This is a genomic window from Variovorax sp. GW531-E2 (genome assembly GCF_059423125.1).
The window spans coordinates 1-24,672 of the sequence record NZ_JBWKXQ010000083.1 but is presented as its reverse complement, the minus strand read 5'-3'; the positions used below and the strand labels follow the sequence as shown (position 1 = coordinate 24,672).

General features: G+C 69.4%; 27 protein-coding genes and 1 tRNA gene. 12 read left to right on the top strand and 16 right to left on the bottom strand.

Going from position 1 to position 24,672, the window contains the following annotated elements; genetic code table 11:
* Window positions 1-826: TPM domain-containing protein (locus AC07XP_RS29980; RefSeq protein ID WP_495266711.1), on the bottom strand; the 826-nt coding region annotated here is incomplete at its 3' end.
* Between the two features lie 12 nt (window positions 827-838).
* Window positions 839-1,438, bottom strand: a complete 600-nt coding sequence (locus AC07XP_RS29975; RefSeq protein WP_172438430.1) for a LemA family protein — start codon at window positions 1,436-1,438, stop codon at window positions 839-841.
* Between the two features lie 47 nt (window positions 1,439-1,485).
* On the opposite strand from AC07XP_RS29975, the gene AC07XP_RS29970 reads away from it, so the two are divergent.
* The 4 genes from AC07XP_RS29970 (at window position 1,486) to AC07XP_RS29955 (ending at window position 4,434) form a co-directional block, all read left to right on the top strand.
* Window positions 1,486-2,289: a Rossmann-fold NAD(P)-binding domain-containing protein gene (locus AC07XP_RS29970; RefSeq protein ID WP_495266710.1), complete on the top strand. Its 804-nt coding sequence runs from the start codon at window positions 1,486-1,488 to the stop codon at window positions 2,287-2,289.
* Window positions 2,290-2,341: 52 nt separating this feature from the next.
* Window positions 2,342-2,794 (top strand): YybH family protein, encoded by a 453-nt coding sequence (locus AC07XP_RS29965; RefSeq protein WP_099793396.1) that lies wholly within the window; start codon window positions 2,342-2,344, stop codon window positions 2,792-2,794.
* An 82-nt stretch (window positions 2,795-2,876) separates the two neighbouring features.
* A complete protein-coding gene (locus tag AC07XP_RS29960; RefSeq protein ID WP_495266709.1) occupies window positions 2,877-3,893 on the top strand; it encodes a YheT family hydrolase in 1,017 nt (338 codons plus the stop codon).
* Window positions 3,886-4,434 (top strand): DUF2946 family protein, encoded by a 549-nt coding sequence (locus AC07XP_RS29955; protein WP_495266708.1) that lies wholly within the window; start codon window positions 3,886-3,888, stop codon window positions 4,432-4,434. The genes AC07XP_RS29960 and AC07XP_RS29955 overlap by 8 nt, the downstream gene beginning before the upstream one ends.
* A 91-nt stretch (window positions 4,435-4,525) precedes the next feature.
* Here AC07XP_RS29955 and AC07XP_RS29950 read toward each other — a convergent pair whose 3' ends face one another.
* The 4 genes from AC07XP_RS29950 to AC07XP_RS29935 all read right to left on the bottom strand — a co-directional run bounded on the left by AC07XP_RS29950 (window position 4,526) and on the right by AC07XP_RS29935 (window position 11,142).
* Entirely contained in the window at window positions 4,526-5,131 is a 606-nt protein-coding gene (locus tag AC07XP_RS29950) for a c-type cytochrome (RefSeq protein ID WP_369645418.1), read from the bottom strand.
* Between the two features lie 115 nt (window positions 5,132-5,246).
* Complete coding sequence (locus AC07XP_RS29945; protein ID WP_495266707.1) at window positions 5,247-6,671, bottom strand: efflux transporter outer membrane subunit; 1,425 nt, start codon at window positions 6,669-6,671, stop codon at window positions 5,247-5,249.
* On the bottom strand, window positions 6,664-9,831 hold the full coding sequence (locus AC07XP_RS29940; protein ID WP_062481757.1) for an efflux RND transporter permease subunit: 3,168 nt from the start codon (window positions 9,829-9,831) through the stop codon (window positions 6,664-6,666). The genes AC07XP_RS29945 and AC07XP_RS29940 overlap by 8 nt, the downstream gene beginning before the upstream one ends.
* 15 nt (window positions 9,832-9,846) lie before the next feature.
* Window positions 9,847-11,142 carry an efflux RND transporter periplasmic adaptor subunit gene (locus AC07XP_RS29935; RefSeq protein ID WP_062481754.1) on the bottom strand — a complete coding sequence of 432 codons (1,296 nt, stop codon included), beginning with the start codon at window positions 11,140-11,142 and terminating at the stop codon, window positions 9,847-9,849.
* Window positions 11,143-11,321: 179 nt separating this feature from the next.
* On the opposite strand from AC07XP_RS29935, the gene AC07XP_RS29930 reads away from it, so the two are divergent.
* The 4 genes from AC07XP_RS29930 to AC07XP_RS29915 all read left to right on the top strand — a co-directional run bounded on the left by AC07XP_RS29930 (window position 11,322) and on the right by AC07XP_RS29915 (window position 13,314).
* The gene (locus AC07XP_RS29930) at window positions 11,322-11,990 is read left to right on the top strand and encodes a TetR family transcriptional regulator (protein ID WP_139705040.1); all 669 of its coding nucleotides are present in this window, start codon (window positions 11,322-11,324) and stop codon (window positions 11,988-11,990) included.
* A gap of 42 nt (window positions 11,991-12,032) precedes the next feature.
* Window positions 12,033-12,107, top strand: a tRNA-Arg gene (locus AC07XP_RS29925).
* A gap of 161 nt (window positions 12,108-12,268) precedes the next feature.
* Window positions 12,269-12,496: a hypothetical protein gene (locus AC07XP_RS29920; RefSeq protein WP_062481748.1), complete on the top strand. Its 228-nt coding sequence runs from the start codon at window positions 12,269-12,271 to the stop codon at window positions 12,494-12,496.
* An 89-nt stretch (window positions 12,497-12,585) separates the two neighbouring features.
* A complete protein-coding gene (locus tag AC07XP_RS29915; RefSeq protein WP_495266706.1) occupies window positions 12,586-13,314 on the top strand; it encodes a glutathione S-transferase in 729 nt (242 codons plus the stop codon).
* A 3-nt stretch (window positions 13,315-13,317) separates the two neighbouring features.
* On the opposite strand, the gene rsmI is transcribed toward AC07XP_RS29915, so the two are convergent.
* A complete protein-coding gene (rsmI, locus tag AC07XP_RS29910) occupies window positions 13,318-14,283 on the bottom strand; it encodes a 16S rRNA (cytidine(1402)-2'-O)-methyltransferase (protein WP_495266705.1) in 966 nt (321 codons plus the stop codon).
* A 48-nt stretch (window positions 14,284-14,331) separates the two neighbouring features.
* Between rsmI and AC07XP_RS29905 the strand changes: the two genes are divergently transcribed.
* The 3 genes from AC07XP_RS29905 to AC07XP_RS29895 all read left to right on the top strand — a co-directional run bounded on the left by AC07XP_RS29905 (window position 14,332) and on the right by AC07XP_RS29895 (window position 16,224).
* Complete coding sequence (locus AC07XP_RS29905) at window positions 14,332-14,703, top strand: YraN family protein (RefSeq protein ID WP_495266704.1); 372 nt, start codon at window positions 14,332-14,334, stop codon at window positions 14,701-14,703.
* A gap of 85 nt (window positions 14,704-14,788) precedes the next feature.
* Window positions 14,789-15,430: an SIS domain-containing protein gene (locus AC07XP_RS29900; protein WP_062482322.1), complete on the top strand. Its 642-nt coding sequence runs from the start codon at window positions 14,789-14,791 to the stop codon at window positions 15,428-15,430.
* Window positions 15,427-16,224, top strand: a complete 798-nt coding sequence (locus tag AC07XP_RS29895; protein ID WP_095950095.1) for a BON domain-containing protein — start codon at window positions 15,427-15,429, stop codon at window positions 16,222-16,224. Before AC07XP_RS29900 ends, AC07XP_RS29895 begins: the two co-directional genes overlap by 4 nt.
* Before the next feature lie 30 nt (window positions 16,225-16,254).
* Here the strand turns inward: AC07XP_RS29895 and AC07XP_RS29890 are convergent, their stop codons facing one another.
* The 3 genes from AC07XP_RS29890 to AC07XP_RS29880 all read right to left on the bottom strand — a co-directional run bounded on the left by AC07XP_RS29890 (window position 16,255) and on the right by AC07XP_RS29880 (window position 19,442).
* A complete protein-coding gene (locus tag AC07XP_RS29890) occupies window positions 16,255-17,163 on the bottom strand; it encodes an NAD(P)-dependent oxidoreductase (protein ID WP_495266703.1) in 909 nt (302 codons plus the stop codon).
* A 69-nt stretch (window positions 17,164-17,232) separates the two neighbouring features.
* A complete protein-coding gene (locus AC07XP_RS29885) occupies window positions 17,233-18,369 on the bottom strand; it encodes a PilT/PilU family type 4a pilus ATPase (protein WP_062482331.1) in 1,137 nt (378 codons plus the stop codon).
* 29 nt (window positions 18,370-18,398) lie between these two features.
* Window positions 18,399-19,442, bottom strand: coding sequence for a type IV pilus twitching motility protein PilT (locus AC07XP_RS29880; RefSeq protein ID WP_062482334.1), 1,044 nt, complete (start codon window positions 19,440-19,442; stop codon window positions 18,399-18,401).
* A 51-nt stretch (window positions 19,443-19,493) separates the two neighbouring features.
* On the opposite strand from AC07XP_RS29880, the gene AC07XP_RS29875 reads away from it, so the two are divergent.
* The gene (locus AC07XP_RS29875) at window positions 19,494-20,195 is read left to right on the top strand and encodes a YggS family pyridoxal phosphate-dependent enzyme (RefSeq protein WP_495266702.1); all 702 of its coding nucleotides are present in this window, start codon (window positions 19,494-19,496) and stop codon (window positions 20,193-20,195) included.
* A 12-nt stretch (window positions 20,196-20,207) separates the two neighbouring features.
* Here AC07XP_RS29875 and AC07XP_RS29870 read toward each other — a convergent pair whose 3' ends face one another.
* Genes AC07XP_RS29870 through AC07XP_RS29845 form a run of 6 tightly spaced genes read right to left on the bottom strand, consistent with a single transcriptional unit; the run spans window position 20,208 to window position 24,545 of the window.
* Entirely contained in the window at window positions 20,208-20,945 is a 738-nt protein-coding gene (locus AC07XP_RS29870) for a sulfite exporter TauE/SafE family protein (protein WP_159274679.1), read from the bottom strand.
* A gap of 10 nt (window positions 20,946-20,955) precedes the next feature.
* The gene (locus AC07XP_RS29865) at window positions 20,956-21,546 is read right to left on the bottom strand and encodes a malonic semialdehyde reductase (protein ID WP_095950090.1); all 591 of its coding nucleotides are present in this window, start codon (window positions 21,544-21,546) and stop codon (window positions 20,956-20,958) included.
* Window positions 21,543-22,385 carry an alpha/beta hydrolase gene (locus tag AC07XP_RS29860; protein WP_495266701.1) on the bottom strand — a complete coding sequence of 281 codons (843 nt, stop codon included), beginning with the start codon at window positions 22,383-22,385 and terminating at the stop codon, window positions 21,543-21,545. Before AC07XP_RS29860 ends, AC07XP_RS29865 begins: the two co-directional genes overlap by 4 nt.
* A 6-nt stretch (window positions 22,386-22,391) precedes the next feature.
* On the bottom strand, window positions 22,392-23,285 hold the full coding sequence (dapA, locus tag AC07XP_RS29855) for a 4-hydroxy-tetrahydrodipicolinate synthase (RefSeq protein ID WP_495266700.1): 894 nt from the start codon (window positions 23,283-23,285) through the stop codon (window positions 22,392-22,394).
* A gap of 46 nt (window positions 23,286-23,331) precedes the next feature.
* A complete protein-coding gene (locus AC07XP_RS29850; protein WP_495266699.1) occupies window positions 23,332-24,147 on the bottom strand; it encodes an ABC transporter ATP-binding protein in 816 nt (271 codons plus the stop codon).
* Complete coding sequence (locus tag AC07XP_RS29845) at window positions 24,144-24,545, bottom strand: VOC family protein (RefSeq protein ID WP_070063818.1); 402 nt, start codon at window positions 24,543-24,545, stop codon at window positions 24,144-24,146. Before AC07XP_RS29845 ends, AC07XP_RS29850 begins: the two co-directional genes overlap by 4 nt.
* Window positions 24,546-24,672 lie beyond the last annotated feature (127 nt).

The following is a 24,672-nucleotide window of genomic DNA, read 5'->3' as shown; positions in this document are numbered from 1 at the left end:
CGCCACCACTGCTCCAGCCACCCCCGCCACCACCGCCTCGGCCGCCGCGACCGGGGCCGAAGCCGGCAAGGCCCGAGAACAGCGAGACCATGAGCGCGATCAGCCCGGCGATCACCGCGATCACGGTGCTGGTCGTGAGAAAGAACGCGACCACACCGATGCCGCCGCCCATGGCCACCGAGCCCATCGTCTTGCCCAGGATGGCGCGCGCGATCGGCGCGCCGACGAAGACGCCGACGAACAGGAAGATTGCGAGGTTCTCCCAGTCGAAGCCGTCGTTGCTGCTGCCGCTACTGCTGTTGCGCGAAGGCTCGGGCAGCGGCTCGCCGTCGACCAGGCCGATGAGCCGGTCCACCGCCGCGTTCAGGCCGCCCGCGAAGTCGTTGTTGCGAAAGCGCGGCTTCATCTCCTCGTCGATGATGCGCACCGCCGCGAGGTCGGGCACCGCGCCTTCGAGCGTCTTGGCGGTGGCGATGCGCATCTTGCGATCGTCCTTGGCAACGATGACCAGGAGGCCGTCGCCCACGCCCTTGCGGCCGATCTTCCAGGCGTCGCCCACGCGCTGCGCGTAGCTCGCGATGTCTTCGGGCGCCGTGGTCGGCACCATCAGCACCACGATCTGCGAGCCCTTGCGCTGCTCGAAGGCCGCGAGCTTGGTTTCCAGGCCCGAGCGCTGCGCGGCGTCGAGCGTGCCGGTCTGGTCGATCACGCGCGCGGTGAGCGTGGGGATCGGCAGCAGGCCCTGCGCCAGCGCGGGCAGGCCGGCCCATGCGAGGGCCGCGATGAAGATCGCTGCCAGTGCGCGGCGGATCAGGGCTGCGGCCATCGGCGCCGCTTCTTACTTCTTGGGGGTGCTGAAATCGACCGTGGGCGGCGTCGAGATCTGGGCTTCGTTCTGCACCGAGAAATTCGCCTTCGGCTTGTAGCTGAAGACCATGGCCGTGAGGTTGGTCGGGAAGCTGCGCGCGAGCACGTTGTACTCCTGCACGCTCTCGATGTAGCGGTTGCGCGCCACGGTGATGCGGTTCTCGGTGCCCTCGAGCGTCACGCGCAGGTCGCGGAAGGCCTGGTTGGCCTTGAGGTCGGGGTAGCGCTCGGCCACCACCATCAGCCGCGACAGCGCCGACGACAGCTCGCCCTGTGCCTGCTGGAACTTGTTGAAGGCCTCGGGGTTGTTGAGCGTCTCGGGCGTCACCTGGATCGAGGTGGCCTTGGCGCGCGCCTCGATCACCTTGGTGAGCGTGTCCTGCTCGAAGCTGGCTTCGCCCTTCACGGTGGCGACGATGTTCGGCACGAGGTCGGCACGCCGCTGGTACTGGTTGAGGACCTCGCTCCAGGCCGACTTGCTGGCCTCGTCGAGGGACTGGAACTGGTTGTAGCCGCATCCGCTGAGGGACAGGACGGCCGCGAGAATCAGGAACCAGCGCTTCATCATCATTTGCATTACCTCCGCAGAAGGAGGCCGAAGTTAGCATAGATGGGGTCATGGCCCTCGATCCCCTCCACGCCCTGCAGGCCGCGAACCGCGCGGTGCCGCCCACTGCCGCGCCGCCCACCGGCACGCTGCTGATCGCGGGTGCGACCGGCGCGCTCGGCCAGGAACTGCTGCACCGGCTCGCGGGCCGCCACCGCTTCCAGCGCACGCGCGTGCTGGCGCGCGAGCCCATGCACGACGGGCTGCCCGGCGTCGAAAGTGTTCTGTGCCCGGCGCTGCCGATCGCGCAGTGGCCGCCGGTCGCGGCCGATGTCGCGGTGATTGCCTTCGACCCGCCGCGCCTGTACCACGGCCGCGAGCGCGCGCTGTGGCACCCCGAGCCCGCCGACCTGCCCGAGCTGGCGCGCTGGCTGCGCGCCAGCGGCGTGCGCACGCTGGCCATCGTGCAGCCGCACGACCGCGGCCGGCTGCCCGAGGCGCTCAAGCGCGGGCTGGCCAGCCTCGACGAGCAGGCCGTGGTCGCCTGCGGCTTCGAGCGCGTGATCCTGCTGCGCTCGGCGCGCAAGCCCGCCGACGTGCGCCTGGCCAACCTGGGCGAGCGGCTCGCGGCCTGGATGCTGTCGATCATGCGGTTCATGGTGCCGGCCAACGAGCAGCCGGTGCGCGCGCCCAAGATGGCCGAGCTGGTCGACCTCGCGCTGCGCGTGGCGCCGCCGGGCGTGCATGTGGCCGCGCCTGAGATGGTGTGGCAGGCCGCGCAGGGCGCCACCGAGGCGGCGGCGCGCGCGTGGCTGATTCCCGCGTCCGCCCCCGAAGCACCCACGGCCGGGTCGCCTGCTGCCACATGGCCGTGACATGGGCAGGGCAAAATCCGGCCTACCCCCTTCGCTCTCGCCCTTCACCGCCATGCCCAAGACCCCTTTCCGCGCCGCCGCGGCCATCGGCGGCACTGCCGACGATGTCGAGGCTGCCTTCTACGAAGCGCTGCAACGCGGCGATGTCGATGCGCTGATGGCCTGCTGGGCCGACGAGGACGAGGTGTTCTGCGTCCATCCCGGTGGCCCGCGGCTGGTGGGCGCGGTGGCGATCCGCGCGGCCTTCGAGCAGATGTTCGGCAACGGTGCGATCCATGCGACGCCGGCGCGCGTGCGCAAGATCGAGTCGCTCGCGAGCGCCGTGCACAACGTGCTGGAGCGCATCGAGGTGCTCACGGCCGAGGGGCCGCGCCATGCCTTCGTGCTGGCCACCAACGTGTATCACAAGACCGCGCAGGGCTGGCGCCTGGTGGCGCACCACGCGAGCCCGGGCAGTGCGCGCGAGCCGGACGACGCGAACGATACGCCGCAGGTCCTGCACTGAGTCCTGCCCTCGAGCGATGGCCTCTCCCTTTCCTTCTTCCTCTTTCTCTCCGGATTCCGCGTCGCCCGTTGCATACGACGCGATGGGCTACGACGCCCCGCGCTGGCTGCCCGGCGGCAACCTGCAGACCATCTGGGCCGCGCTGTGCGCGCGCCGCTTCGACGGGGCGGCGCCGGTGTACCGCCGCGAGCGCTGGACCGCGCCGGACGGCGACTTCATCGACGTCGACTTCGCCGACGCGCCGCAGCCCGGCCCCCGCCCGCTGCTGGTGCTGTTCCACGGGCTCGAGGGCTCGTCGCGCAGCCACTACGCCGAGGCCTTCGCGGCCTTTGCCGCCGCGCGCGGCATGGCTTTCGCGGTGCCGCACTTTCGCGGCTGCAGCGGCGAGCTGAACCTCGCGCCGCGCGCCTACCACTCGGGCGACCACGAGGAGATCGACTGGATCCTGCGGCGCATGCACGCACAGCACGTGGTGCAGGGCGGCGGCGGGCCGGTGCTGGCGGCCGGTGTTTCGCTGGGCGGCAATGCGCTGCTGCGCTGGGCCTGCGAGGCGGGCGAGAGCGCGCGGGCCTCGGTCGACGCGGTGGCGTCGGTGTGCGCGCCGCTCGACCTGGCGGCGGGCGGCGAGGCGATCGGGCGCGGCTTCAACCGGCTGGTCTACACGCGCATGTTCCTCGCGACCATGAAGCCCAAGGCGCTGGCCAAGCTGGCGCAGTTCCCGGGCCTGTTCGACCGCGACCGGCTGATGGCCGCGCGCGATCTCTACGACTTCGACGACGTGTTCACGGCCCCGCTGCACGGCTTTCGCAACACCGACGACTACTGGGCGCGCGGCTCGTCCAAGCCGCTACTGGGCGCGATCCGCGTGCCCGCGCTGGTGGTGAACGCCCGCAACGACCCCTTCATTCCGGCCCGCAGCCTGCCGGGGCCGAACGAGGTCGGGTCGCACGTCACGCTGTGGCAGCCCGCGGGTGGCGGCCACGTGGGCTTTCCGCTCGGCCTGCCGCCGGGGCACGTGGGCGGAATGCCCGAGCGCGTGGGAGGGTGGCTGGCCCACCACCTCTCGTCGACGCGGGCGCAAAATACGGCCCATGGATGACATCGTCAAACAGGCATTGGCCAAGTGGCCGAACGTGCCGCACTGCTACGGCTGGCTGGGCCTGGACGCGCGCGGCAACTGGTACATGCGCGACGACCGCACGCAGGCCCAGGGCCCGTTTCGCAGCGCCAAGGGCTCGATGCTGCGGCACGACAAGCTGATCGACTTCATCCACCGCAACTACGAGCACGACGCCGACGGCCAGTGGTTCTTCCAGAACGGGCCGCAGCGCGTGTATGTCGAGCTGGAGGCCGCGCCGCTGGTGTGGCGCGTGGCGCAGCAGGGCGAGGGCGCCTTCACGGTCACGGCCCACACGGGCGTGCCGGCCGAGGTGTCGGGCTGCCTGCTCGACGAAGAAGGCCGGCTCTACCTCGTGGCCCCGGCGGGGCTCGGGCTGGTGCACACGCAGGACGTGGGCATCGCCGCCGAGGCCGTGGAGCAAGGCGTCTGGACGCCGGAGCCGGTGCGCGGGGCCGACCTGCCGGGGCGCTTCGGCCATGTGCTGAGCCCAGCAGAGCGCCATGCAGGCGTGGCTGTATAGCTATTGAAAAGATAGCAATCCGGATCGTCCGGGCGTAAAAAAACCGGCCTGAGAGCCGGTTTTTTCATGGGCGCGAGGCGCCGTCGATCGCTTACTTGGCAGGCGCGCTGGCCGCAGCCGATGCACCTTCGGCCGGCGCGGCGGCCGCTGCCGGGCGGTCCGGCACCGGGAACTTGGCGCCGCCGGCGTTGGCCAGGTACACCACGGCACGGCCGATTTCGATGTCTTCGAAGTCGCCACCGCCCTGGGCGGGCATGGCGCCCTTGCCCTTGAGCGCGTGCTCGAGCAGCGTCGCGTAGCCCTGGCCGATGCGCGGGCCCCAGGCTGCGGCGTCGTTCAGGTGCGGGGCGCCGGGGATGCCGGGTGCGCCGTGGCAGGCCACGCACTGGGCCTTGAACACGGCTTCGCCAGCGGCCAGCGGCCGGTTGGCGTCACGGATCTCGATGGAGCCGACCTTCTTGAGGCGCTCGGCCACTTCACGGTCGCGCGATTCCTTGGTCACGCCGTAGAGCGCCATGTTGTCGCCCTCCGCGGTACCGGCGGGCTTGGTGCCCGAGACCACATAGGACACGAGGCCCACGATGATCAGGATCGGAATGATGAAAGAGAAAAATACCGCGAGCAGCAGTTGCTTCGGGTTCTTGATCGGGCCGGTATGGGCTTCTTCTGTGGCCTGGTTGTGCGGGTCTGCGCTCATGGCGTCCTCAATAACGGGGGGCTCGTCGGGGGCTTTTTCTAACCAACCGGCGATTATAGAGAGGCCCTTTGCCCGCGCGGGCAATTGACCTATCCATATCGGACGCGCAGGTGTCTCAACCGTTGTTGCGTGTGGTCCAGCCGCCACCCAGCGTCTTGTACAGCGTGACCTGGTTCTGCAATTGCAGCAGGCGCGTGGCCACGGCCGATTGCTGCGCCGTGAACAGCGAACGCTGTGCGTCGAGCAGGTCGAGCGCGCTGGCGATGCCGTTGCGATAGCGCAGGTCGGACAGCTTGTAGCGCACCGCCTCGGCGTCGGCCTGCGCGGTCTGCGCGCGCGCCTGCTCGCCCAGCGTGGCGCGGCCCGCGAGGGCGTCGGCCACTTCGCGGAAGGCGGTCTGCACCGACTTCTCGTACTGCGCCACCGCGATCTCGCGCCCGGCCTTGGCCGAGTTGAGCCCCGCGATGTTGCGGCCCGCATCGAAGATCGGCAGCGTGACCGTGGGCGCGAAGCTCCAGGCCTTGGTGCCGCGGTCGAACAGGCCCGAGAACTCGCTGCTCGCGGTGCCGATCGAGCTCGTGAGCGACACGCGCGGGAAGAAGTTCGCGCGCGCCGCGCCGATGTTGGCGTTGGCCGCGATCAGCTGCTGCTCGGCCGCGCGGATGTCGGGCCGCTCGGTCAGCAGGTCGGAGGGCAGGCCGGCCGGCACGTCGGGCATCGGGCGGATGCCCGCGAGTCCCTTGGTGCCACCGGCGGTGGCCTCGGCCGGCACCGGCGCGCCCAGCAGCAGGGCGAGCGCGTTCTCGTCCTGCAGGCGGGCACGCTGCTGCTGCGCATAGGCGGCGCGCGCGGTCTCGGCCTGCGAGTTCGCGGCCTGGAAGTCGATCTCGGACGACACGCCGTTGTCGAAGCGCAGCTTGGTCAGGCGCACCGACTCGTCGCGCGTGACCATGGTCTGGCGCGTGATCTCGAGCAGCTCGTCGTCGGCCAGCAGCGTGAGCCAGCCGCTGGCCACGGCCGCGATCAGGCTGATCTGCGCGGCCTTGCGCGACTCTTCCGTGGCCAGGTACTGCGACAGCGCCTGGTCCTTCAGCGCGCGGATGCGGCCGAAGAAGTCGAGCTCCCACGCGGTGAAGCCGAAGTTGACCGCGTACTGCGAGGCCACGCTGCCCTGCGTCGGATCGATCGCCTGGTAGGCATTGGGGCTCGAGCGCGAGCCCGTGCCCGTGAGGCCGAGTGCCGGGAACAGCGCCGAGCGTTCGATCTGGAACTGCGCACGCGCCTGCTCGATGTTGAGCACCGACACGCGCAGGTCGCGGTTGTTCGCCAGCGCCGTCTGGATCAGGCCCGCCAGGCGCGGGTCGGTGAAGAAGTCCTGCCAGGGCAGGGCGGCCGCAGCGGGGCCCGACGGCTGTGCCGGGTCACCCGGGTAGGTTGTCGGCACCGGCGCCGCGGGGCGCTCGTAGGTCGGGATCAGCGAGCAGCCCGCCAGCAGCATCGCTGCTGCCAGCACGGTAGGGATCAGAGGTTTCTTAGTCATGGTGTGTGGTATCTCCCGTGATGCCGGCAGCTGCCGCATGCCGCTTGTCGGCCTCGTGCTGGCGCGCGCTGCCCTTGAACAGCGTGCGCACCACCACGAAGAACACCGGCACGAAGATCACGGCCAGGACCGTGCCGGTCACCATGCCGCCGAGCACGCCGGTGCCGATGGCACGCTGGCTCGCCGAGCCTGCGCCCGAAGCCAGGACCAGCGGCAGCACGCCCAGGCCGAAGGCCAGCGAGGTCATGATGATGGGACGGAACCGCAGGTGCGCGGCCTCGAGCGCGGCCTCGACCACGCCGCGGCCCTGCGCCTGCAGGTCTTTCGCGAACTCGATGATCAGGATCGCGTTCTTCGCGGACAAGCCGATGATGGTGATCAGGCCCACCTGGAAGTACACGTCGTTCGAATAGGCGCGCAGCATCGTCGCCACCAGCACGCCCAGCACGCCCAGCGGCACCACCAGGATCACCGACAGCGGGATCGACCAGCTCTCGTACAGCGCGGCCAGGCAGAGGAACACCGCCAGGATCGCGAAGCCGTACAGGATCATGGCCTGCGAGCCGGCGAGCTTTTCTTCACGCGACTGGCCGGTCCACTCGAAGCCGAAGCCTTGCGGCAGCTGGCCGGCGAGCTTTTCCATCTCGGCCATGGCCGCGCCCGTGCTCTGGCCCGGCGCCGCGTCACCGCTGATGCGGATGGCGGGGTAGCCGTTGTAGCGCACGGTCTGCGTGGCGCCCGAGACCCACTTGGTGGTCGCGAAGGCCGACAGCGGCACCGGTTGGCCCTTGGTGTTGACGGCGTTCAGGCGCAGCAGGTCGTCCGGCTGCATCCGTGCCGGCGCATCGGCCTGCACCACCACGCGCTGCAGGCGGCCGCGGTTCGGGAAGTCGTTGATGTAGCTCGAACCCAGCGAGGTCGACAGCGCACTGTTGATCGCGTCGAAGCTCACGCCCAGGGCGTTGGCCTTGTCGCGGTCGATGTCGATCTCCAGTTGCGGCGCGTCTTCCAGGCCGTCGGGGCGCACCTGCGCGAGGATCTTGCTCTGCGAGGCCATGCCCAGCAGCTGATTGCGCGCGTTGATCAGCGCCTCGTGGCCCGCGCCCGCACGGTCTTGCAAGCGGAAGCTGAAGCCGCTGGCGTTGCCCAGTTCGGGAATCGGCGGCGGGCTCAGCGGGTAGATGAAGGCGTCGCGGATGCCCGACAGCGCACCGAAGGCACGGCCGGCCAGCGCGCTGGCCGAGTTGGCCGGGTCCTTGCGTTCTTCCCAGTCCTTCAGCGTCACGAAGGCGAGGCCTGCGTTCTGGCCCTGGCCGGAGAAGCTGAAGCCCATCACGCTCACGATGCTCTGCACTTCAGGCTGCTTCAGGATGAAGCCTTCGACCTGTTGCATCACCGACAGCGAACGCTCCTGCGTCGCGCCCGGGGGCAGCTGCACGTTCACGATGATGTTGCCCTGGTCTTCCTCGGGCAGGAACGAGCTCGGCAGGTGCGTGTAGAAGTACGCGACGGCGCCGATGATCGCGGCGTAGATCACGAGGTAGCGTGCGGCGCGGCGCAGGATGCGCGCGACCACGCCTTCGTAACCCTTGGCCGTGCGCGAGAAGCCGCGGTTGAACCAGCCGAAGAAGCCGCGCTTCTCATGGTGGTGGCCGGCTTCCACCGGCTTGAGCAGCGTGGCGCACAGTGCCGGCGTGAGCGACAGCGCCATGAAGGCCGAGAAGCCGATCGAGGCCACCATCACCGCCGAGAACTGGCGGTAGATGTTGCCGGTCGAACCCGCGAAGAAGGCCAGCGGCACGAACACCGAGATCAGCACCACGGTCACGCCGATGATGGCGCCCGAGATCTGCTGCATCGCCTTGCGCGTGGCGTCGAGCGGCGACAGCCCCTCTTCGCTCATGATGCGCTCGACGTTCTCCACCACCACGATGGCGTCGTCCACCACGATACCGATCACCAGCACCATGCCGAACATGGTGAGCACGTTGATCGAGAAGCCCAAGGCGAGCAGCGTGGCGAAGGTGCCCAGCAGCGCGATCGGCACCACGATCGTCGGGATGATCGTGTAGCGCCAGTTCTGCAGGAACAGGAACATCACCAGGAACACCAGCGCGATGGCTTCGAACAGCGTCTTCACCACTTCGGAGATCGAGATCTGCACGAAGCGCGAGCTGTCATAAGGAATGTCCCACTTCACGCCCTTGGGGAAGTAGCGCTCCAGCTCGGCCATCTTGGCGCGTACGGCCTTGGCCGACTTCAGCGCGTTGCCGGTGGGCGTGGGCTGCACGCCGATACCGACCGCGGGCACGCCGTTCAGGCGCGCGGAGGTGGCGTAGTTCTGGCCGCCGAGTTCGACGCGCGCCACGTCCTTCAGGCGCACGGTCGAGCCGTCGGTGTTGGCGCGCAGCACGATGTTCTGGAACTGCTCGACGCTGTTGAGCTGGCCGTTCACCGTGACCGTGGCGGAGATCGCCTGGCCGGGGATGTTCGGCAGGTCGCCGAGCGTGCCCGAGGCCACCTGGGCGTTCTGCGCGCGGATTGCGGCATTGACGTCGTTGGCCGACAGGTTGAAGCCTTGCAGCTTCGCCGGGTCAATCCAGATGCGCATCGCGTTCTCGGAGCCGAACAGCTGGGCCTGGCCCACGCCGTCGATCCGCTGCAGTTCCGGCACGATGTTGCGCGCGGCGTAGTCACCGAGCGCCACCGGGTCGAAGTCGGGGTTGTCCGAGGACAGCATCGCGAACAGCAGGAAGTTGTTGCGCGACTTGTCCACGCGCACGCCCTGCTGCGTCACGGCCGAGGGCAGCCGCGGCGTGGCGCGCGAGAGTCGGTTCTGCACGTCCACCTGCGCGAGGTCTTCGTTGGTGCCGGCCTCGAAGCTGATGGTGATGGCGCCGGTGCCGTCGGCCTGGGCCACCGATTCCATGTAGATCAGGCCGGGCGAGCCGTTCATCTCGCGCTCGATCACGGACAGCACGCTGTCCTCGAGCGTTTGCGCGGAGGCACCGGGGTAGGCGACGTTGATCACGATGGCCGGCGGGGCCACCGGCGGGTACTGCGAGATCGGCAACTGCGTGATCGCGACGCCGCCCACCACGATGATGAACAGTGCGATCACCCACGCGAAGATAGGTCGGTCGATAAAGAATTTGGCCATGCGAGGCGCTCCTGATTACTTCTTGTCAGCCGGGGCCGAAGCCGGGCTGGCGGCGGGTGCCGCTGCGGCAGCAGACGCTGCCGGTGCCGCGGGTGCAGCCGCGCCGTTGGGCGTCGGCTTCTGCCACGGCACCGCCTTCACGGGCGTGCCGGGCGGCATCATCTGCAGGCGCTGGAAGCCGTCGACCATCACCTGTTCGCCGGCCTTCAGGCCGTCGAGCACCACCCACTGGTTGTCCTTGGCGGCGCTGATCTTCACGGTGCGCTGGCTCAGCTTGCCGTCGGCGCTGACCACCGTCACGTGGTCGCCCTGCTGGGTGCGCGTGACGGCCTGTTGCGGCACCGTGATCGCGTTCGTCACCTGGGCCTGTTCGAGCTTCACGCGCACGTACAGGCCGGGCAGCAGCTCGCCCTTGGGGTTCGGGATCTCGGCGCGCAGCGTGACCTGGCCCGTGGTCGGGTCGACCGTGAGGTCGGAGAACAGCAGCTTGCCGTCCTGCCCGTAGTCGGTGCCGTCTTCGAGCACCACGCGGATGCTCGCGGCTTCTTCGCCGCTGGCACGCTTGTACTGGCCGGCGGCCACGGCGCGGCGCAGCTTGAGCACGTCGGAGGCCGACTGCGTGAAGTTCACGTACAGCGGGTTGATCTGCTGCACCACGGCCAGCTCGGTGGCGTCGCCCTGGCCGACCAGTGCGCCTTCGGTGACCAGCGCGCGGCCGATGCGGCCCGCGATGGGCGAGGTGACGTCGGCGTAGCCCTGGTTGATCTTGGCGGTCTGCAGCAGCGCGCGGTTGGCGGCCACGTCGGCGTCGGCCGTCTTGGCGGAGGCCACGGCGGTCGCGTATTCCTGCTTGCTCACGGCGTTGGCTTCGACCAGCGGCTTGTAGCGGTCGGCCAGTGCCTTGGCCTGCACGGCGTTGGCTTCGGCGCGGGCCAGGGCGGCCTGGGCGTTCTGCGTGGCGGCCACCAGCGGTGCCGGGTCGATGCGGAACAGCAGCTGGCCGGCCTTCACGTCGCTACCTTCGCGGAACTCGCGCTTGAGCAGGATGCCCGGCGTGCGGGCGCGCACCTGGGCGATGCGCGAGGCTTCGAGGCGGCCGGGCAGCTCGGTCACGAGGCCCACGTCGGTGGGCTTGACCGTCACCACGCCGACTTCAGGCGCCGGACGGGCGCCACCGCCACCGCCGCCCGGACCGGCCGGGGCCTCGCCCTTGCCGCAGGCGGCCAGGAACAGGAGGGAGACGAGGGCCACGGTCGCGAGACGCGGCGAAAACGACAAGGACGGTTGACGCGAGACATGCAGAAGAGGCATGTGATTCCTTTGATGCGAAGACGGGAGATGGCGCGTTTGCGGGAGAGATCCGTAAACCAGCACGGGCAGGTGGGCCATCCGAGAAGCGCGCTAGTTTACATACATTCATGGATGTATAGTGACAGCCATGCAATGGCCCCACGATACGCAAAGGGCGTTCGCTTTACAAATCAGGAGACTTGGTGGCACGTCGTACGAAGGAAGAAGCACTGGCGACGCGGAATCGATTGCTCGATGCCGCGGAGTTGCTGTTTCAGGCGCAAGGTGTTTCGCAGACCACGCTGCAGCAGATCGCGCAGCAGGCCGGCGCGACCCGGGGCGCCATCTACTGGCACTTCAAGGACAAGGCCGATCTGTTCAACGCCATGATGGAGCGCGTGATCCTGCCGCTGGAGACGCCGCCCAAGAGCGACATCCCCGGCGATGACCCGCTGGTCGAGATCGAGGAAGGCCTGATCCACGCGCTGACGCTCATGGTCGCCGACCCGCAGGTGCGGCGCGTGTTCGACATCGCGACCCACAAGGTCGAGTACACGCACGACATGGCTTCGGTGCAGCAGCGCCACCTGGACGCGCGCAACGCCTGCGTGGTCGATTTCGAGAAGGCCCTGCGGCTGGCCGCGCGGCGCGCCCGCATCCGGCTGCCGTTGCCGGGCGCGGTCGCGGCGCAGGGCATGCACGCCCTGATGGGCGGGCTGATCCAGAACTGGCTGCTCGACCCCACGGCCTTCGACCTCGTGTCGACCGGCCGGCGCACCTTCCGCGTCTACCTGGCCGGGCTCGGTTTCTCGCGCACGCCGGCCGGTGGCGTCCCGACGGCGCACGACGCGGAAACCACCGCGGCCTGATAGGCCATAATGTGTGGCTCCGGTGCATTCCGGAGCACCCCTCTCGCTGTATTTCAACGGATAGAATTCGGCCCTCCGAAGGCTGAGATCCAGGTTCGATTCCTGGCGGCGGGACCACCTTCAAGACCGGAAATTCCGCAAGGGCTTCCGGTTTTTTCACTTCTTCCCCGACCCGGCGCGGCCTTGCAAGACAAGGCCGATCCGGAGATCCGCGCGACCGGGCCGTGACACGCCGTTGCACCCTGTCACCCGGACGCACGCATGTAAAAATTCCCCGCATGATGGAGCTCTCCGAACTGGACGAAACCAGCCTCGCAGCACACGCCGCCGAATGGCGTCGGCGCGCGCTGCGCGGCGAGAAACAGGCCCGCGGCATCGCACATGCCCTGGAGGCCGAGATGCGCCGCCGCTTCGGCGATTCGATTCCGCCGAGCCAGAGCGCCGACCTGGACACCCGCCCCCTGGCCCTGCGCCAGCCGCCGCGCCCGTGGTGGAAGTTCTGGTGAGCCAGCCGCGCGCCTTCGCCGCCTGATCTGAGCTCCCTCGCAGCCGGTCATCGGTTGCAGCGCCCCGTCGGCCCTGACACCATGGCCGCATGGCATACCAACTTCATTACTGGCCCACGATCCAGGGCCGTGGCGAGTTCGTGCGGCTCGCACTCGAAGCAGCGGGCGCCGACTACGTCGATGTCGCGCGGCTGCCCGCCTCGCAAGGCGGCGGCGAGTCCGCGCTGGGCCGCCGGCTCGGCGACCCCAGCAACCCGCGCGCCGCGTTCGCACCGCCGTTCCTCGTCGACGGCGACATCGTGGTCGGCCAGACCGCCGCGATCCTGCTGTACCTCGGCCCCAAGCTCGGGCTGGCCGGCATCGGCGAATCCGACGGGCTGTGGACCCACCAGCTGCAGCTCACCATCGCCGACGCGGTGGCCGAGGCGCACGACACCCACCACCCGATCTCGACCGGCGACTACTACGAAGACCAGCGCGACGCGGCCCTTCAGCGTGCGCGTGCCTTCCGCGAAGCGCGCATTCCGAAATTCCTGAACTGGTTCGAGCAGGTGCTGCAGCGCAACCCTTCCGGCGACCTGCACTTGGTCGGCGACGTGTTGACCTATGCCGACCTGTCGCTGTTCCAGTTGGTGGATGGGTTGCAGTACGCCTTTCCGAAAGCCGCTGCGCGGGCGCTGGCCGATACGCCCGCTGTCGTGAAGCTGCACGCCAACATCCGGCGGCGCCAGCGCGTGCACGACTATCTGCAGAGCCCGCGCCGCATCGCGTTCAACGAGGACGGGATCTTTCGGCGCTACGCCGAGCTGGACGGTTGAGGGCTACGCGCCGTCATCGTCGCCGGCTTCGTTGCGGATGCGCAGCGCCAGCTCGTACAACGTGTTGCGCGGCGCACCGCTGATTTCGGCGGCCAGCTTCACGGCCGTCTTCACCGGCAGTTCCGCCAGCAGCAGGCGCAGCACGCGCTCGCCTTCTGCACCGCCGTCGCCGCTCACCGCCACGGGGTGCAGCACCAATGCGAACTCGCCACGCGTGCGGTCGCGGTCGGCGCCGAACCAGTCGGGCAGCGCGCTGGCGGCCACGGTGGCGATCTCTTCGAACTGCTTGGTGAGCTCGCGGCCCACGGTGATGCGGCGCTCGCCCAGCACGGCCAGCGCGCGGGCCAGGCTGTCGATGCGGTGCGGCGCTTCCAGCAGCACCACGGCGCGCGGCTCCTGCGCGAGGGCCTGCACGGCGGTGTCGCGCTCGCCGGCCTTGCTCGGCAGGAAGCCCGCGAACACGAAGGCGCTGCTGTTGTGCGCGTGGCTGCTCTCGCCGCCGTCGGCCACGAGCCCGGCTGCGCTCACGAGCGTGACGACGCTGCTGGCGCCCGGCAGCGGCAGCACGCGCTGGCCGGCCGCGCGCACGGCGGCCGCCAGGCGCGCGCCGGGGTCGCTCACGCCGGGCGTGCCGGCGTCGCTCACGTAGGCGATGCGCTCGCCCTGCGCGAGCCGCGCGACCACGGCCTGCGCGGCCTCGGCCTCGTTGTGCTGATGCACCGCGAGCAATTGCGCGCCGGGGCGGTCGATGCCGTAGGCGCGCAGCAGGCTCTGCGTGTGGCGCGTGTCCTCGCAGGCCACGGCGTCCACCAGCTGCAGCACATGCAGCGCGCGCAGCGTGATGTCGGCCAGGTTGCCGATCGGCGTGGCGACGACATACAGCGTGCCCTGCGGATAATGCTGCGCGCCCGCGGCGTCGAGCGCGGCCGGCAGGGCCGCGCCGAAGGAAGCAGGGGCGAGTGAAGCCAAGAGGTTTCTCCGTAGGGCAGCGAAAACAAGAAAACAGGGCAGGGAGCCATGACGACAAGCACCACGACGACGAAGCATCGCGGCGATGCGGCGGAAGACGCCGCGCTCGACCACCTGCGCCAGGCCGGCCTCGTGCCGGTCGCGCGCAATTATCGGACGCCGGGGCGCGGCGGCGGCGAGGTCGACCTGATCATGCGCGATCCGCGCGACGGCACCCTGGTGTTCGTCGAGGTGCGACAGCGCAGCGCGGGCTCGCACGGCGGCGCGGGCGGCAGCATCACGGCGGGCAAGCAGCGGCGCATCGTGCTGGCCGCGCGGCACTATCTGGGCCGGTTGCGGTCGCTGCCGCCGTGCCGTTTCGACGTGGTGCTGATCGAGGAGAAAATCACCTGGCTGAAAGCCGCCTTCGACGCCGGCTGACGCACCCGCCAGGGAACTGAAGCCTTGCTGAAGGCTCCACCACTCAAACTTCTTGTTTCACGACCCCCAGTTATCATCGCGCCCCATGCTCGAGCAACGGATTCAGCAGCACTTCATCGACAGTGCCGACCTCAAATACCAGACCGGCCCGGTCCTCAGCAAACCCATCTCTCAAGCGATGCAGGCCCTGCTGGCCTGCGTGACCAGCGGCGGCAAGGTGCTGGCCTGCGGGGCCGGCGTGTCGGGCCTGCTGGCCGCGCAGTTCGCGTCGAACTTCGTGGGCCGCTTCGAACGCGAGCGGCCCGAGCTGGGCGCCATCGCGCTGCCCGGCGACACCACCGACCCGGCGGCCGACAGCCCGCAGGCCGCCGATGCTGACCGCTTCGCGCGCCAGGTGCGCGCGCTCGGCCAGGCCGGCGACGTGCTGCTGGTGCTCAGCGCCAGCGGGCAGTCGTCCGCGGTGCTGGCCGCCGTGCTTTCCGCGCATGAGCGCGACATGACGGTGGTGGCGCTGCTCGGCAACGCCGCCACGGGGCTGGCCACCGCGGCGCCCGGCGTCGGCGGCACCGGCGGCGCCATCGGCCGCGCGCTGCGCGAAACCGATGTACAGATCAGCGTGCCGCACGAGCGTGCGGCGCGCATTCACGAAATCCACCTGCTCGCGCTGCATTGCCTGTGCGACGGCGTGGATGCCCAGTTACTCGGAGAACAGGAAGTTTCCTCATGACCATGACGACCCTGACCAAGGCCTCGACCCAACGTTTCGCCCTGGCGCTCACCCTGGGCGCCGCCCTGGTGGCCGGACTGTCCGCCTGCGTGCCGCTCGTCGTGGGCGGCGCCGCGGTGGTGGGCGTGGGCATGGTGGCGACCGACCGCCGCAGCTCGGGCGCCCAGCTCGACGACCAGGGCATCGAGCTGCGCGCCGCGGCCCGCGTGCGCGACATCGCCAACGACAACATGTACGTGAGCGTCACCAGCTTCAACCGCCAGGTGCTGCTGACCGGCGCCGTCGGCAACGACGCCGACCGCCGCCGCGTCGAGGACGAGGTGAGCCGCGTGGTCAACGTGCGCTCGGTGGTGAACGAACTCACCATCGGCGCCCCGAGCACCTTCCAGGATCGCTCGAACGACCTGTACATCACCGGCAAGGTGAAGGCCTCGCTGCTCGACGCCAAGGACATCTTCGCCAACTCCTTCAAGGTCGTGACCGAGCGCAGCACGGTCTACCTGATGGGCATCGCCACGCGCCGCGAGACCGACCGCGCCACCGAGATCACGCGCGGCGTGACGGGCGTGGCGAAGGTCGTGCGCGTGGTCGAGGTGGTGAGCGAGGCCGACCTCGCCGCGAGCCAGGCGGCCAACCAGTCCGCCGCTCAGCGCGGCGGCACGGGCCCCGCACCGGTGAGCAACGCGACGCCATCGACGCCGGGTGCTTCCTCCTCGGGTTCGCGCGTGCCGCTGCCGCCGATGGAGCCACTGCCCGCGCCGGCCGGCGGTGCGACGACCTCGCCGGTCCGCTGAAACCAAAAAGCCCGCTTTCGCGGGCTTTTTTCATTTGAGCCGGATGATGAGGCTGGAGGTGTCCCATCGCCTGCCGCCGGCCTGCTGCACGTCGGCATAGAACTGGTCGACCAGCGCCGTCACCGGCACGCGCGCGCCGTTGCGCTTGGCTTCGTCGAGCACCAGGCCCAGGTCCTTGCGCATCCAGTCGACGGCAAAGCCGAAGTCGAACTTGCCCTCGATCATGGTCTTGCCGCGGTTGTCCATCTGCCAGCTCTGGGCCGCGCCCTTGCCGATGACGCCGAGCACGGCTTCCATGTCCAGGCCGGCGCACTGGCCGAAGGCGATGGCTTCCGACAGGCCCTGCACCAGCCCCGCGATGGCGATCTGGTTCACCATCTTCGCGAGCTGGCCCGCGCCGCTCTCGCCCAGCAAGGTGACCGCACGCGAGAAGGCCATCGCCACCGGCTTGATGCGCTCGAACACGGCTGCGTCGCCGCCGCACATGACGGTGAGTGCGCCGTTCTGCGCGCCCGCCTGGCCGCCCGACACGGGCGCGTCGATGAAGTGCAGGCCGCGCGCCTGCGCCGCCTTCGACAGCTCGCGCGCCACGTCGGCCGAGGCCGTGGTGTGGTCCACGAGCACGGCGCCGGGCTTCATGCCAGCGAGGGCACCGTCGTCGCCCAGTACCACCGAGCGCAGGTCGTCGTCGTTGCCGACGCAGCAGAACACGATGTCGGCGCCGGCCGCTGCTTCGCGCGGGGTCGGGGCATGGCGGCCGGGCGCGCCGAACTCGGCGACCCAGGCCTGCGACTTGGCGGGCGTGCGGTTGTAGACCGTGACCGCGTGGCCGGCCTTGGCCAGGTGCCCGGCCATGGGCCCGCCCATGACGCCGAGGCCGAGAAAGGCCACCGTCTGGGCGGGAACGGATTCGTAGGTGCGGGGGTTGATGCTGCTCATGGCCGACAGCTTAAAGCCAAAGAAAGAAACAAGGCCGGCGCGCCCCGCGGTGCGCCGGCCGGCGCGGCCTCAGACGATCGCGAAGTGCTCGGTGCCGGCCGCCAGGTCGGTGCTGCGCGCGCGCTGGCTGTTGAGCTTGATCTGCAGGCGCAGGTCGTTGGCCGAGTCGGCGTTGCGGATCGCTTCTTCGAAGTTGATCGCGTTGCCCTCGAACAGGTCGAACAGCGCCTGGTCGAAGGTCTGCATGCCCAGGTTGCGGCTCTTCTTCATGATCTCCTTGATCTCGCCCACCTCGCCCTTGAAGATCAGGTCGGAGATCAGCGGCGTGTTCAGCAGGATCTCGACGGCGGCCACGCGGCCCTGGCCGTCTTCGGTGGGCACCAGCCGCTGCGAGACCAGCGAGCGCAGGTTCAGCGACAGGTCCATCAGGAGCTGCGCGCGGCGCTCTTCGGGGAAGAAGTTGATGATGCGGTCCAGGGCCTGGTTGGCGCTGTTGGCGTGCAGCGTGGCCATGCACAGGTGGCCGGTTTCGGCGAAGGCCACGGCGTGCTCCATGGTTTCGCGGTCGCGGATTTCGCCCATGAGGATCACGTCGGGCGCCTGGCGCAGCGTGTTCTTCAGCGCGGCTTCCCAGCTGTCGGTGTCGATGCCCACTTCGCGCTGCGTCACCACGCAGTTCTTGTGCGGATGCACGAACTCGACCGGGTCTTCCACCGTGACGATGTGGCCGTAGGAGTTCTCGTTGCGCCAGTCGATCATCGCGGCCAGCGTGGTCGACTTGCCCGAGCCCGTGGCGCCCACCAGGATGGTGAGGCCGCGCTTGGTCATCGCCACGTCCTTGAGCACCTGCGGCATGCCCAGCCCGTCGATGGTCGGCAGCTTGGCGGGAATGGTCCGCAGCACCATGCCGACCTTGCCCTGCTGCACGAACGCGTTGACGCGAAAGCGCCCGATGCCCGTCGGCGAGATCGCGAAGTTGCACTCCTTGGTGCGCTCGAACTCGGCCGTCTGGCGGTCGTTCATGATCGAGCGCGTGAGCGCCAGCGTGTGCTGCGCGCCCAGCGCCTGCTGCGACACCTTGGTGACCTTGCCGTCGACCTTGATGGCCGGCGGGAAGTCGGCGGTGATGAACAGGTCGCTGCCGTTGCGGCTCACCATGAGCTTGAGCAGGTCGTTGATGAACTGGCTGGCTTGATCGCGTTCCATGATGTCTGTGCTCCGAAGGACTGTAGGGATCAGCCGGGGAAATTCTCGGGAATCTTCGCTTTGCCGCGCGCTTCGGCGGCAGAGATCGTATTGCGGCGCACCAGCTCCGTCAGGTTCTGGTCGAGCGTCTGCATGCCCGAGCCCTGGCCGGTCTGGATGGTGGAGTACATCTGCGCGACCTTGGCCTCGCGGATCAGGTTGCGGATGGCCGGCGTGCCCAGCATGATCTCGTGCGCCGCTACGCGGCCCTGGCCGTCCTTGGTCTTGCACAGCGTCTGCGAGATCACGGCCTGCAAAGATTCGGACAGCATCGCGCGGATCATTTCTTTTTCTTCGCCCGGGAACACGTCGATGATCCGGTCGATGGTCTTGGCGGCCGACGAGGTGTGCAGCGTGCCGAACACCAGGTGGCCCGTTTCGGCCGCGGTCATCGCGAGGCGAATGGTTTCGAGGTCGCGCAACTCGCCCACCAGGATCGCGTCCGGGTCTTCGCGCAGGGCGGAGCGCAGCGCGTTGGCGAACGACAGCGTCATGGGCCCTACTTCGCGCTGGTTGATCAGGCACTTCTTGGATTCGTGCACGAACTCGATCGGGTCTTCCACCGTGAGGATGTGGCCGTACTCGTTCTCGTTGAGGTAGTTGACCATCGCCGCCAACGTGGTCGACTTGCCCGAGCCCGTGGGGCCCGTCACCAGCACCAGCCCGCGCGGCTTGAGCGCGAGTTCGCCGAAAATCTTCGGCGCGTTGAGCTGCTCGAGCGTGAGGATCTTCGAGGGAATGGTCCGGAACACCGCGGCCGCGCCGCGCGCCTGGTTGAAGGCGTTCACACGGAAGCGCGCGAGGCCGTCGATCTCGAACGAGAAGTCGACCTCCAGGAACTCTTCGTAGTGCTTGCGGTGCGTGTCGCTCATGATGTCGTACACCATGGCATGCACGGCCTTGTGGTCCAGCGCATCGACGTTGATGCGGCGCACGTCGCCGTTCACGCGGATCATCGGCGGCAGGCCGGCCGACAGATGCAGGTCGGAGGCTTTGTTCTTGACGCTGAACGCCAGCAGTTGGGTGATGTCCACGGGGCTCCTCAGGCAGGCTTTAGTGACGTTTTGATACGAATTCGGAAGATTATGACGATGATTGGCGACGATCTCCAGCAAGTAAGGGCCCGGATCGACCGGGCCTGTGCGCAGGCCGGGCGCGACCCGGCGGCGGTGCGCCTGCTGGCGGTGTCCAAGACCTTCGGGCCGGAGGCGGTGCGCGAGGCGCACGCGGCCGGCCAGGCGGCCTTCGGCGAGAACTACGTGCAGGAGGGCCTGGACAAGATCGCCGCGCTGGCCGACCTGCGCGCGGGGCTCGAATGGCACTGCATCGGCCCTCTGCAGAGCAACAAGACGCGGCCCGTGGCCGAGCAGTTCGACTGGGTCCACAGCATCGACCGCCTGAAGATCGCCGAGCGCCTGTCGGCCCAGCGCCCGGCCCATCTGCCGCCGCTGCAGGTGTGCCTGCAGGTCAACGTGGACGGCGGCGTGAACAAGTCCGGCGTGCCGCCGGAAGAAGCCTTGGCGCTCGCGCGCGCTGTGGCGGCCTTGCCACAACTGACGCTGCGCGGGCTTATGGCGATCCCCGAACCCGCGCCCGATTTCGCGGCGCAGCGCGAACTGTGCCTGCGCGCGCACGCGGTGTTCGAATCGATCCGCGCGGCGGGCATCGCGTTGGACACGCTGTCGCTGGGCATGAGCGGCGACCTCGAGGCGGCGGTCAGCGCCGGCAGCACGATGGTGCGGGTCGGCACGGCGATCTTCGGCGGGCGGGCACGCAAGCCCGCCTGAAGTCATAGGCCCCTAGCGCAGGAAGAACAGCAAGCTCATCGTCAGCCCCGTGGCGACGATGCCCGCGCGCAGCCAGGCCGGCGGCAGGCGCCGCGCGCCCCGGGCGCCGAGGTAGCCGCCGAGCAGCGCGGCGCCCGCCATGATCGCGGCCTCGCGCCAGGCGATCAGGCCGCCCCAGGCATAGAGGGCGACCGCGATCAGCGTGAGCAGCGCCGACACCTGGTTCTTGAGCCCGTTGGCCGCCAGCAGGCGGGTCTGGCCGAGCAAGCCGAACAGTGCCAGCAGCAGGATGCCCAGCCCGCCGTTGAAGTAGCCGCCGTAGACCGTGACGGCGAGCACCGAGACCATCGCGACCGCCGGCCGGTGCGCGCCCGACTGTCGAGACGCCGTGAGGCGCGGTGCCAGCACGAACAGCAAGGTGGCGAGCAGCAGCAGCCAGGGCACGACGCGGCGGAAGGTGGCATCGGGCGTCAGCAGGAGCAGCAGCGCGCCGGTACTGCCGCCGATCAGCGAAAGCACCACGAGCGTCCGCATGGACAGCCCGGGCGGCGGTTGGGTGTCGCCGCGCAAGCCCCAGGCCGCCGACAGGTAGCCGGGCAGAAGCGCGAGCGTGCCCGTGGCGTTGGCGCTGACGGCTGGCACGCCGGCGAACACCAGGGCCGGCAGCGTCAGGAAGCTGCCGCCCCCGGCCACCGCGTTCAGGGTGCCCGCCACGAAGGCGGCGGCGATCAACGTCGCATCGACAAGCATCGTGCGACCCTCAGGCGAAGCGGCAGGCTTCTTCGAACGCGAGCCTCGGGTGGCGCTCGAACAGCTTGGCGGGGTCGCCGTGGCCGAGGTTGCACAGGAAGTTGGTGCGCACCGAGGTGCCGTGCCAGAAGGCGGCGTCCATGCCGTCCGCGTCGAAGCCCGACATCGGTCCGCAGTCCAGCCCGATGGCGCGGGCCGCGAGCATGAAGTAGGCCGCCTGCAGGCTCGCGTTGCGGAAGGCCGTGCGCATCGCGTGCGCCTCCTTGTCGGGCCCCGTGAAGTCGTCCTGCATCGACGGCCGGTGCGGAAAGAGCCGTGGCAGTTCGCGATAGAAGGCCGTGTCGAAACCGAGGATCGCGGTGACAGGCGCCGTCATCGTCTTGTCGACGTTGCCGGGCGAGAGCAGCGGCCGCAGGCGTTCGCGGCCTTCGTCGGTGCGCACGAAGACCACGCGCATCGGCGAGCAGTTGGCCGAGGTCGGACCCCACTTCACGAGCTCGTGGATCTGGCGCAGCTGCGCCTCGCTGACTGGGCGGGGCAGCCAGCCGTTGTGGGAGCGGGCCTGGCGAAAGAGGGTGTCGAGGGCGCTGTCTGGAATCATGGGGAACGTGGAAGGTCGAAGGACTGCATCAGCCGCAAGGTCGCTGTCGCGATCGCGCCGTCGGCGCGCGTCAGTTCGTCGAGGATCGAAAAATGATCATGACCCGGGCACTCGATGTGGCCCGCATGAACGTCGCGCCAGTGCAGGCGGATGGTGTCGCATTGTTCGCGGAAGCCAGGATTCTCGTTGCCGCCCAGGGCGGTGAGCAGTCGCGTACCGGTCAGGGGACGCCACAGCGCCGGACTCAGCGCCGCCGCGCTGCGCGGCGTGAAGCGCGTGGCGTCCATCACCGACGGCACGTCGAGCAGCGGGCGCAGGTCGTACAGCGCGCTGATGCAGATCGCGGCCGCCACCACCGGCTCGGTGGCCAGCAGCATCGCCGCCAGGTGCCCGCCGGCCGAATGCCCGCAGGCGAACAGGCGTGCCGGCGGGGCATCCCATTGCGCGTGGTGCGACGCGAGCCATGCGGCCGCACGGCGAACCTGCGCGACGATGGTCTCCACGTCCACCGCCGGGCACAGCGCGTAGTTGACGACCGCGACCGCGTAGCCAGCCGCGGTGAAAGGCGGCGCGACCAGTGAGGCGTCCGACTTGTCGAGCGAGCGCCAGTAGCCGCCGTGGATGTACATCAGCGTGCCGCGCGGGTGGCCCTCGGGCAGGAACAGGTCCAGGCGCTCAGCCGCAAGCGGCCCGTAGGCGATGTCGAGCCGCGCGCGCGCGCGCTCGCGCACCGCGGCGGACGCGCGTGCCCAGCCGTCGAAGATGTCCTGGTAGTGCGGGACGGCCAGGCGCGCGTTGTAGCGGCGCTCGCCGTCGCCGGCTGCGGGGTTCGGCGGCATGGCGGGTTACGCGCTGGCGCCGATGCGCTCGACCACGGCCCGCAGGTCGGCGCGCACCTTCTCCGGCAGCGCTGCGACGGGTGGGCGCGTCGGCCCGGCGCTGCGGCCCGCGAGCGTCATCGCTTCCTTGATGACGACCGGGAACGAGCCCCAGGCCCAAGCCGCGCGCAGCGGCGCGAAGATGTTCGACACGCGCAGCGCCTCGTCGTGGCGGCCGGCGCGCAGCGCGTCGTACATGCGCACCATGAGCTCGGGGAACACGTTGGCGGCGGGCGAGATGGTGCCTTGCGCGCCGTGGAACATCATCGACAGCGCGATGGTGTCGCGGCCCGAGAACAGCAGCGCGGGGCGCGGCGCGGTCAGCAGGTACTCGATGGACTGCGTGAGGTCGCCGCCCGAGTCCTTCATGCCCACGATGTTGTCGGCCGCCTGCATGCAGCGAGCGAGCGTGGCGGGCAGCACGTTGACGCTGGTGCGCGGCGGGTTGTTGTAGAGCATCACCGGCAGCTTCGTCGCGCGCGCCACGGCGGTGTAGTGGGCCACCAGCTCGTCCTGCGTGGGCTGCACGAAGTACGGCGTGATCACCAGCGCGAGGTCGGCGCCCAGGGCTTCGGCGGCCTGCGTGAGCGCGATGGCGTCGCGCGTGGTGGCGCCGCCGGTGCCGGCATACAAGGGCACGCGGCCGTCGATGGCGCGCATCGACAGCTCCAGCAGGCGGATGTGCTCGTCGCGCTCCAGGGCAAAGAACTCGCCCTGGCTGCCGGCGACGGAAATGCCGTGCACGCCGGCGCGGATGTAGCTGTCGATCAGCTCGCCGACGCGGGCTTCGTCGAGCCGGTGGTCGGCGGTGAAAGGCGTGGCCATGGCGGGCACGACGCCGTGGAATTTCGAGAGGTTCAAGGCAGAGAGCTCCGGAAGAAGAACGAAGAGGGGGCGACGGGCGGCGTCAGTCGACGCCCATCAGGTGGCCCAGCTGCACCACGTAGTGGCCGAAGGCGGCCGCTTCCTTGGTGGTGCGCGGGTCGCGCGGGCGCGGCAGGTCGATGCGGATGTCCTCGACGATGCGCCCCGGCCGCTCGGACATCACGAGCACGCGGTCCGAGAGAAAGACGGCTTCCGAGATGCTGTGGGTGATGAGGATCACCGTCTGGCGCATCTCCTGCCACAGGCGCAGCAGCTCGACGTTGAGCTGGTCGCGCGTGAGTGCGTCGAGCGCGCCGAAGGGCTCATCGAGCAGCAGCACCTGGGGCCGCATCACGAGGATCTGCCCCAGCGCCGCGCGCTGGCGCATGCCGCCCGAGAGTTCGTGCGGGTAGTTGCGGCGGAACTTCTCCAGCTTGAGGATCGGCAGCAGCGCTTCCACGCGTTCGTCGATGTCCTTCTTCGGCAGCTTGCGCACCTCGGCCGCGAGGCGGATGTTGGCTTCCACGGTCTCCCACGGCAGCATGTTGTGGGTCTGGAACACCACGCCCACGTCGTCGGACATTCGCGTCTGCAGGTGGTCGAGCACGCGCACCTCGCCGCCGGCATCGGGCTGGATCAGCCCGGCCACGATGCGCAGCAGGGTGCTCTTGCCGCAGCCGCTCGGCCCCAGGATCGAGACGAACTCGCCGCGCTGCACCGTGAAGTCGACCTGCTCCAGCGCGCGCACGCTGTGGCGCGCGTCGAAGGTCTTGGCGACGCGGCTGACGCCGATCGCTGTGTCGATGGCACCGGGGACGCGCACCGTCGCCTCGCCGGTGGCCACGGTCCCAGGCTTCACTTGCGGGCCCCCACCCAGCCGCCTTCGGAGATGTCGAAGACCACGCCGTCGAGGTCGCGGAATTTCATCTCGTAGTACAGGCTCTTCTTGTCGTGCGGCAGGTCCATGAAGAAGGTGCCGCCGTGGTCTTCGATGGCCTTGCGCTGTGCATCGAGGTCGTCGACCCAGAAGCCGAAGTGGTGCGTGCCGATCCAGTCCTTGCCCTTCTCAAGGCCTGCGGCCTCGTCGGTCTTGTAGTTCAGCAGCGCCAGGCAGATGGTGCCGTCCGTGAGGTACACGCCGTCGGCGATGGGCGAGTGCGTGGGCTCGACGATGGTGAGGTCGAAGACCTCGCTGTAGAACTTGGCCGCCTTCTGGGGATCGGGAACGGCAAGGGCGATGTGACGCAGTTTGGCCATGGGGATGTCTCCTGAGTTGAAATCTTTGGAAAAGGCGAAAGAGAAAAGGAAGGGGCTCAGAGCCCGCGCCACCAGATGCGCTTGGCGGCCAGCTCGACCAGCAGGTACAGCAGGCCGGCGACCACCG

Coding starts and splice junctions, on each gene's coding strand:
- AC07XP_RS29975 (WP_172438430.1), bottom strand. CDS start 1,438: ATGATGATGAAGCGCTGGTTCCTGATTCTCGCGGCCGTCCTGTCCCTC.
- AC07XP_RS29970 (WP_495266710.1), top strand. CDS start 1,486: ATGGCCCTCGATCCCCTCCACGCCCTGCAGGCCGCGAACCGCGCGGTG.
- AC07XP_RS29965 (WP_099793396.1), top strand. CDS start 2,342: ATGCCCAAGACCCCTTTCCGCGCCGCCGCGGCCATCGGCGGCACTGCC.
- AC07XP_RS29960 (WP_495266709.1), top strand. CDS start 2,877: ATGGGCTACGACGCCCCGCGCTGGCTGCCCGGCGGCAACCTGCAGACC.
- AC07XP_RS29955 (WP_495266708.1), top strand. CDS start 3,886: ATGGATGACATCGTCAAACAGGCATTGGCCAAGTGGCCGAACGTGCCG.
- AC07XP_RS29950 (WP_369645418.1), bottom strand. CDS start 5,131: ATGAGCGCAGACCCGCACAACCAGGCCACAGAAGAAGCCCATACCGGC.
- AC07XP_RS29945 (WP_495266707.1), bottom strand. CDS start 6,671: ATGACTAAGAAACCTCTGATCCCTACCGTGCTGGCAGCAGCGATGCTG.
- AC07XP_RS29940 (WP_062481757.1), bottom strand. CDS start 9,831: ATGGCCAAATTCTTTATCGACCGACCTATCTTCGCGTGGGTGATCGCA.
- AC07XP_RS29935 (WP_062481754.1), bottom strand. CDS start 11,142: ATGCCTCTTCTGCATGTCTCGCGTCAACCGTCCTTGTCGTTTTCGCCG.
- AC07XP_RS29920 (WP_062481748.1), top strand. CDS start 12,269: ATGATGGAGCTCTCCGAACTGGACGAAACCAGCCTCGCAGCACACGCC.
- AC07XP_RS29915 (WP_495266706.1), top strand. CDS start 12,586: ATGGCATACCAACTTCATTACTGGCCCACGATCCAGGGCCGTGGCGAG.
- AC07XP_RS29905 (WP_495266704.1), top strand. CDS start 14,332: ATGACGACAAGCACCACGACGACGAAGCATCGCGGCGATGCGGCGGAA.
- AC07XP_RS29900 (WP_062482322.1), top strand. CDS start 14,789: ATGCTCGAGCAACGGATTCAGCAGCACTTCATCGACAGTGCCGACCTC.
- AC07XP_RS29895 (WP_095950095.1), top strand. CDS start 15,427: ATGACCATGACGACCCTGACCAAGGCCTCGACCCAACGTTTCGCCCTG.
- AC07XP_RS29890 (WP_495266703.1), bottom strand. CDS start 17,163: ATGAGCAGCATCAACCCCCGCACCTACGAATCCGTTCCCGCCCAGACG.
- AC07XP_RS29885 (WP_062482331.1), bottom strand. CDS start 18,369: ATGGAACGCGATCAAGCCAGCCAGTTCATCAACGACCTGCTCAAGCTC.
- AC07XP_RS29875 (WP_495266702.1), top strand. CDS start 19,494: ATGACGATGATTGGCGACGATCTCCAGCAAGTAAGGGCCCGGATCGAC.
- AC07XP_RS29870 (WP_159274679.1), bottom strand. CDS start 20,945: ATGCTTGTCGATGCGACGTTGATCGCCGCCGCCTTCGTGGCGGGCACC.
- AC07XP_RS29865 (WP_095950090.1), bottom strand. CDS start 21,546: ATGATTCCAGACAGCGCCCTCGACACCCTCTTTCGCCAGGCCCGCTCC.
- AC07XP_RS29860 (WP_495266701.1), bottom strand. CDS start 22,385: ATGCCGCCGAACCCCGCAGCCGGCGACGGCGAGCGCCGCTACAACGCG.
- AC07XP_RS29845 (WP_070063818.1), bottom strand. CDS start 24,545: ATGGCCAAACTGCGTCACATCGCCCTTGCCGTTCCCGATCCCCAGAAG.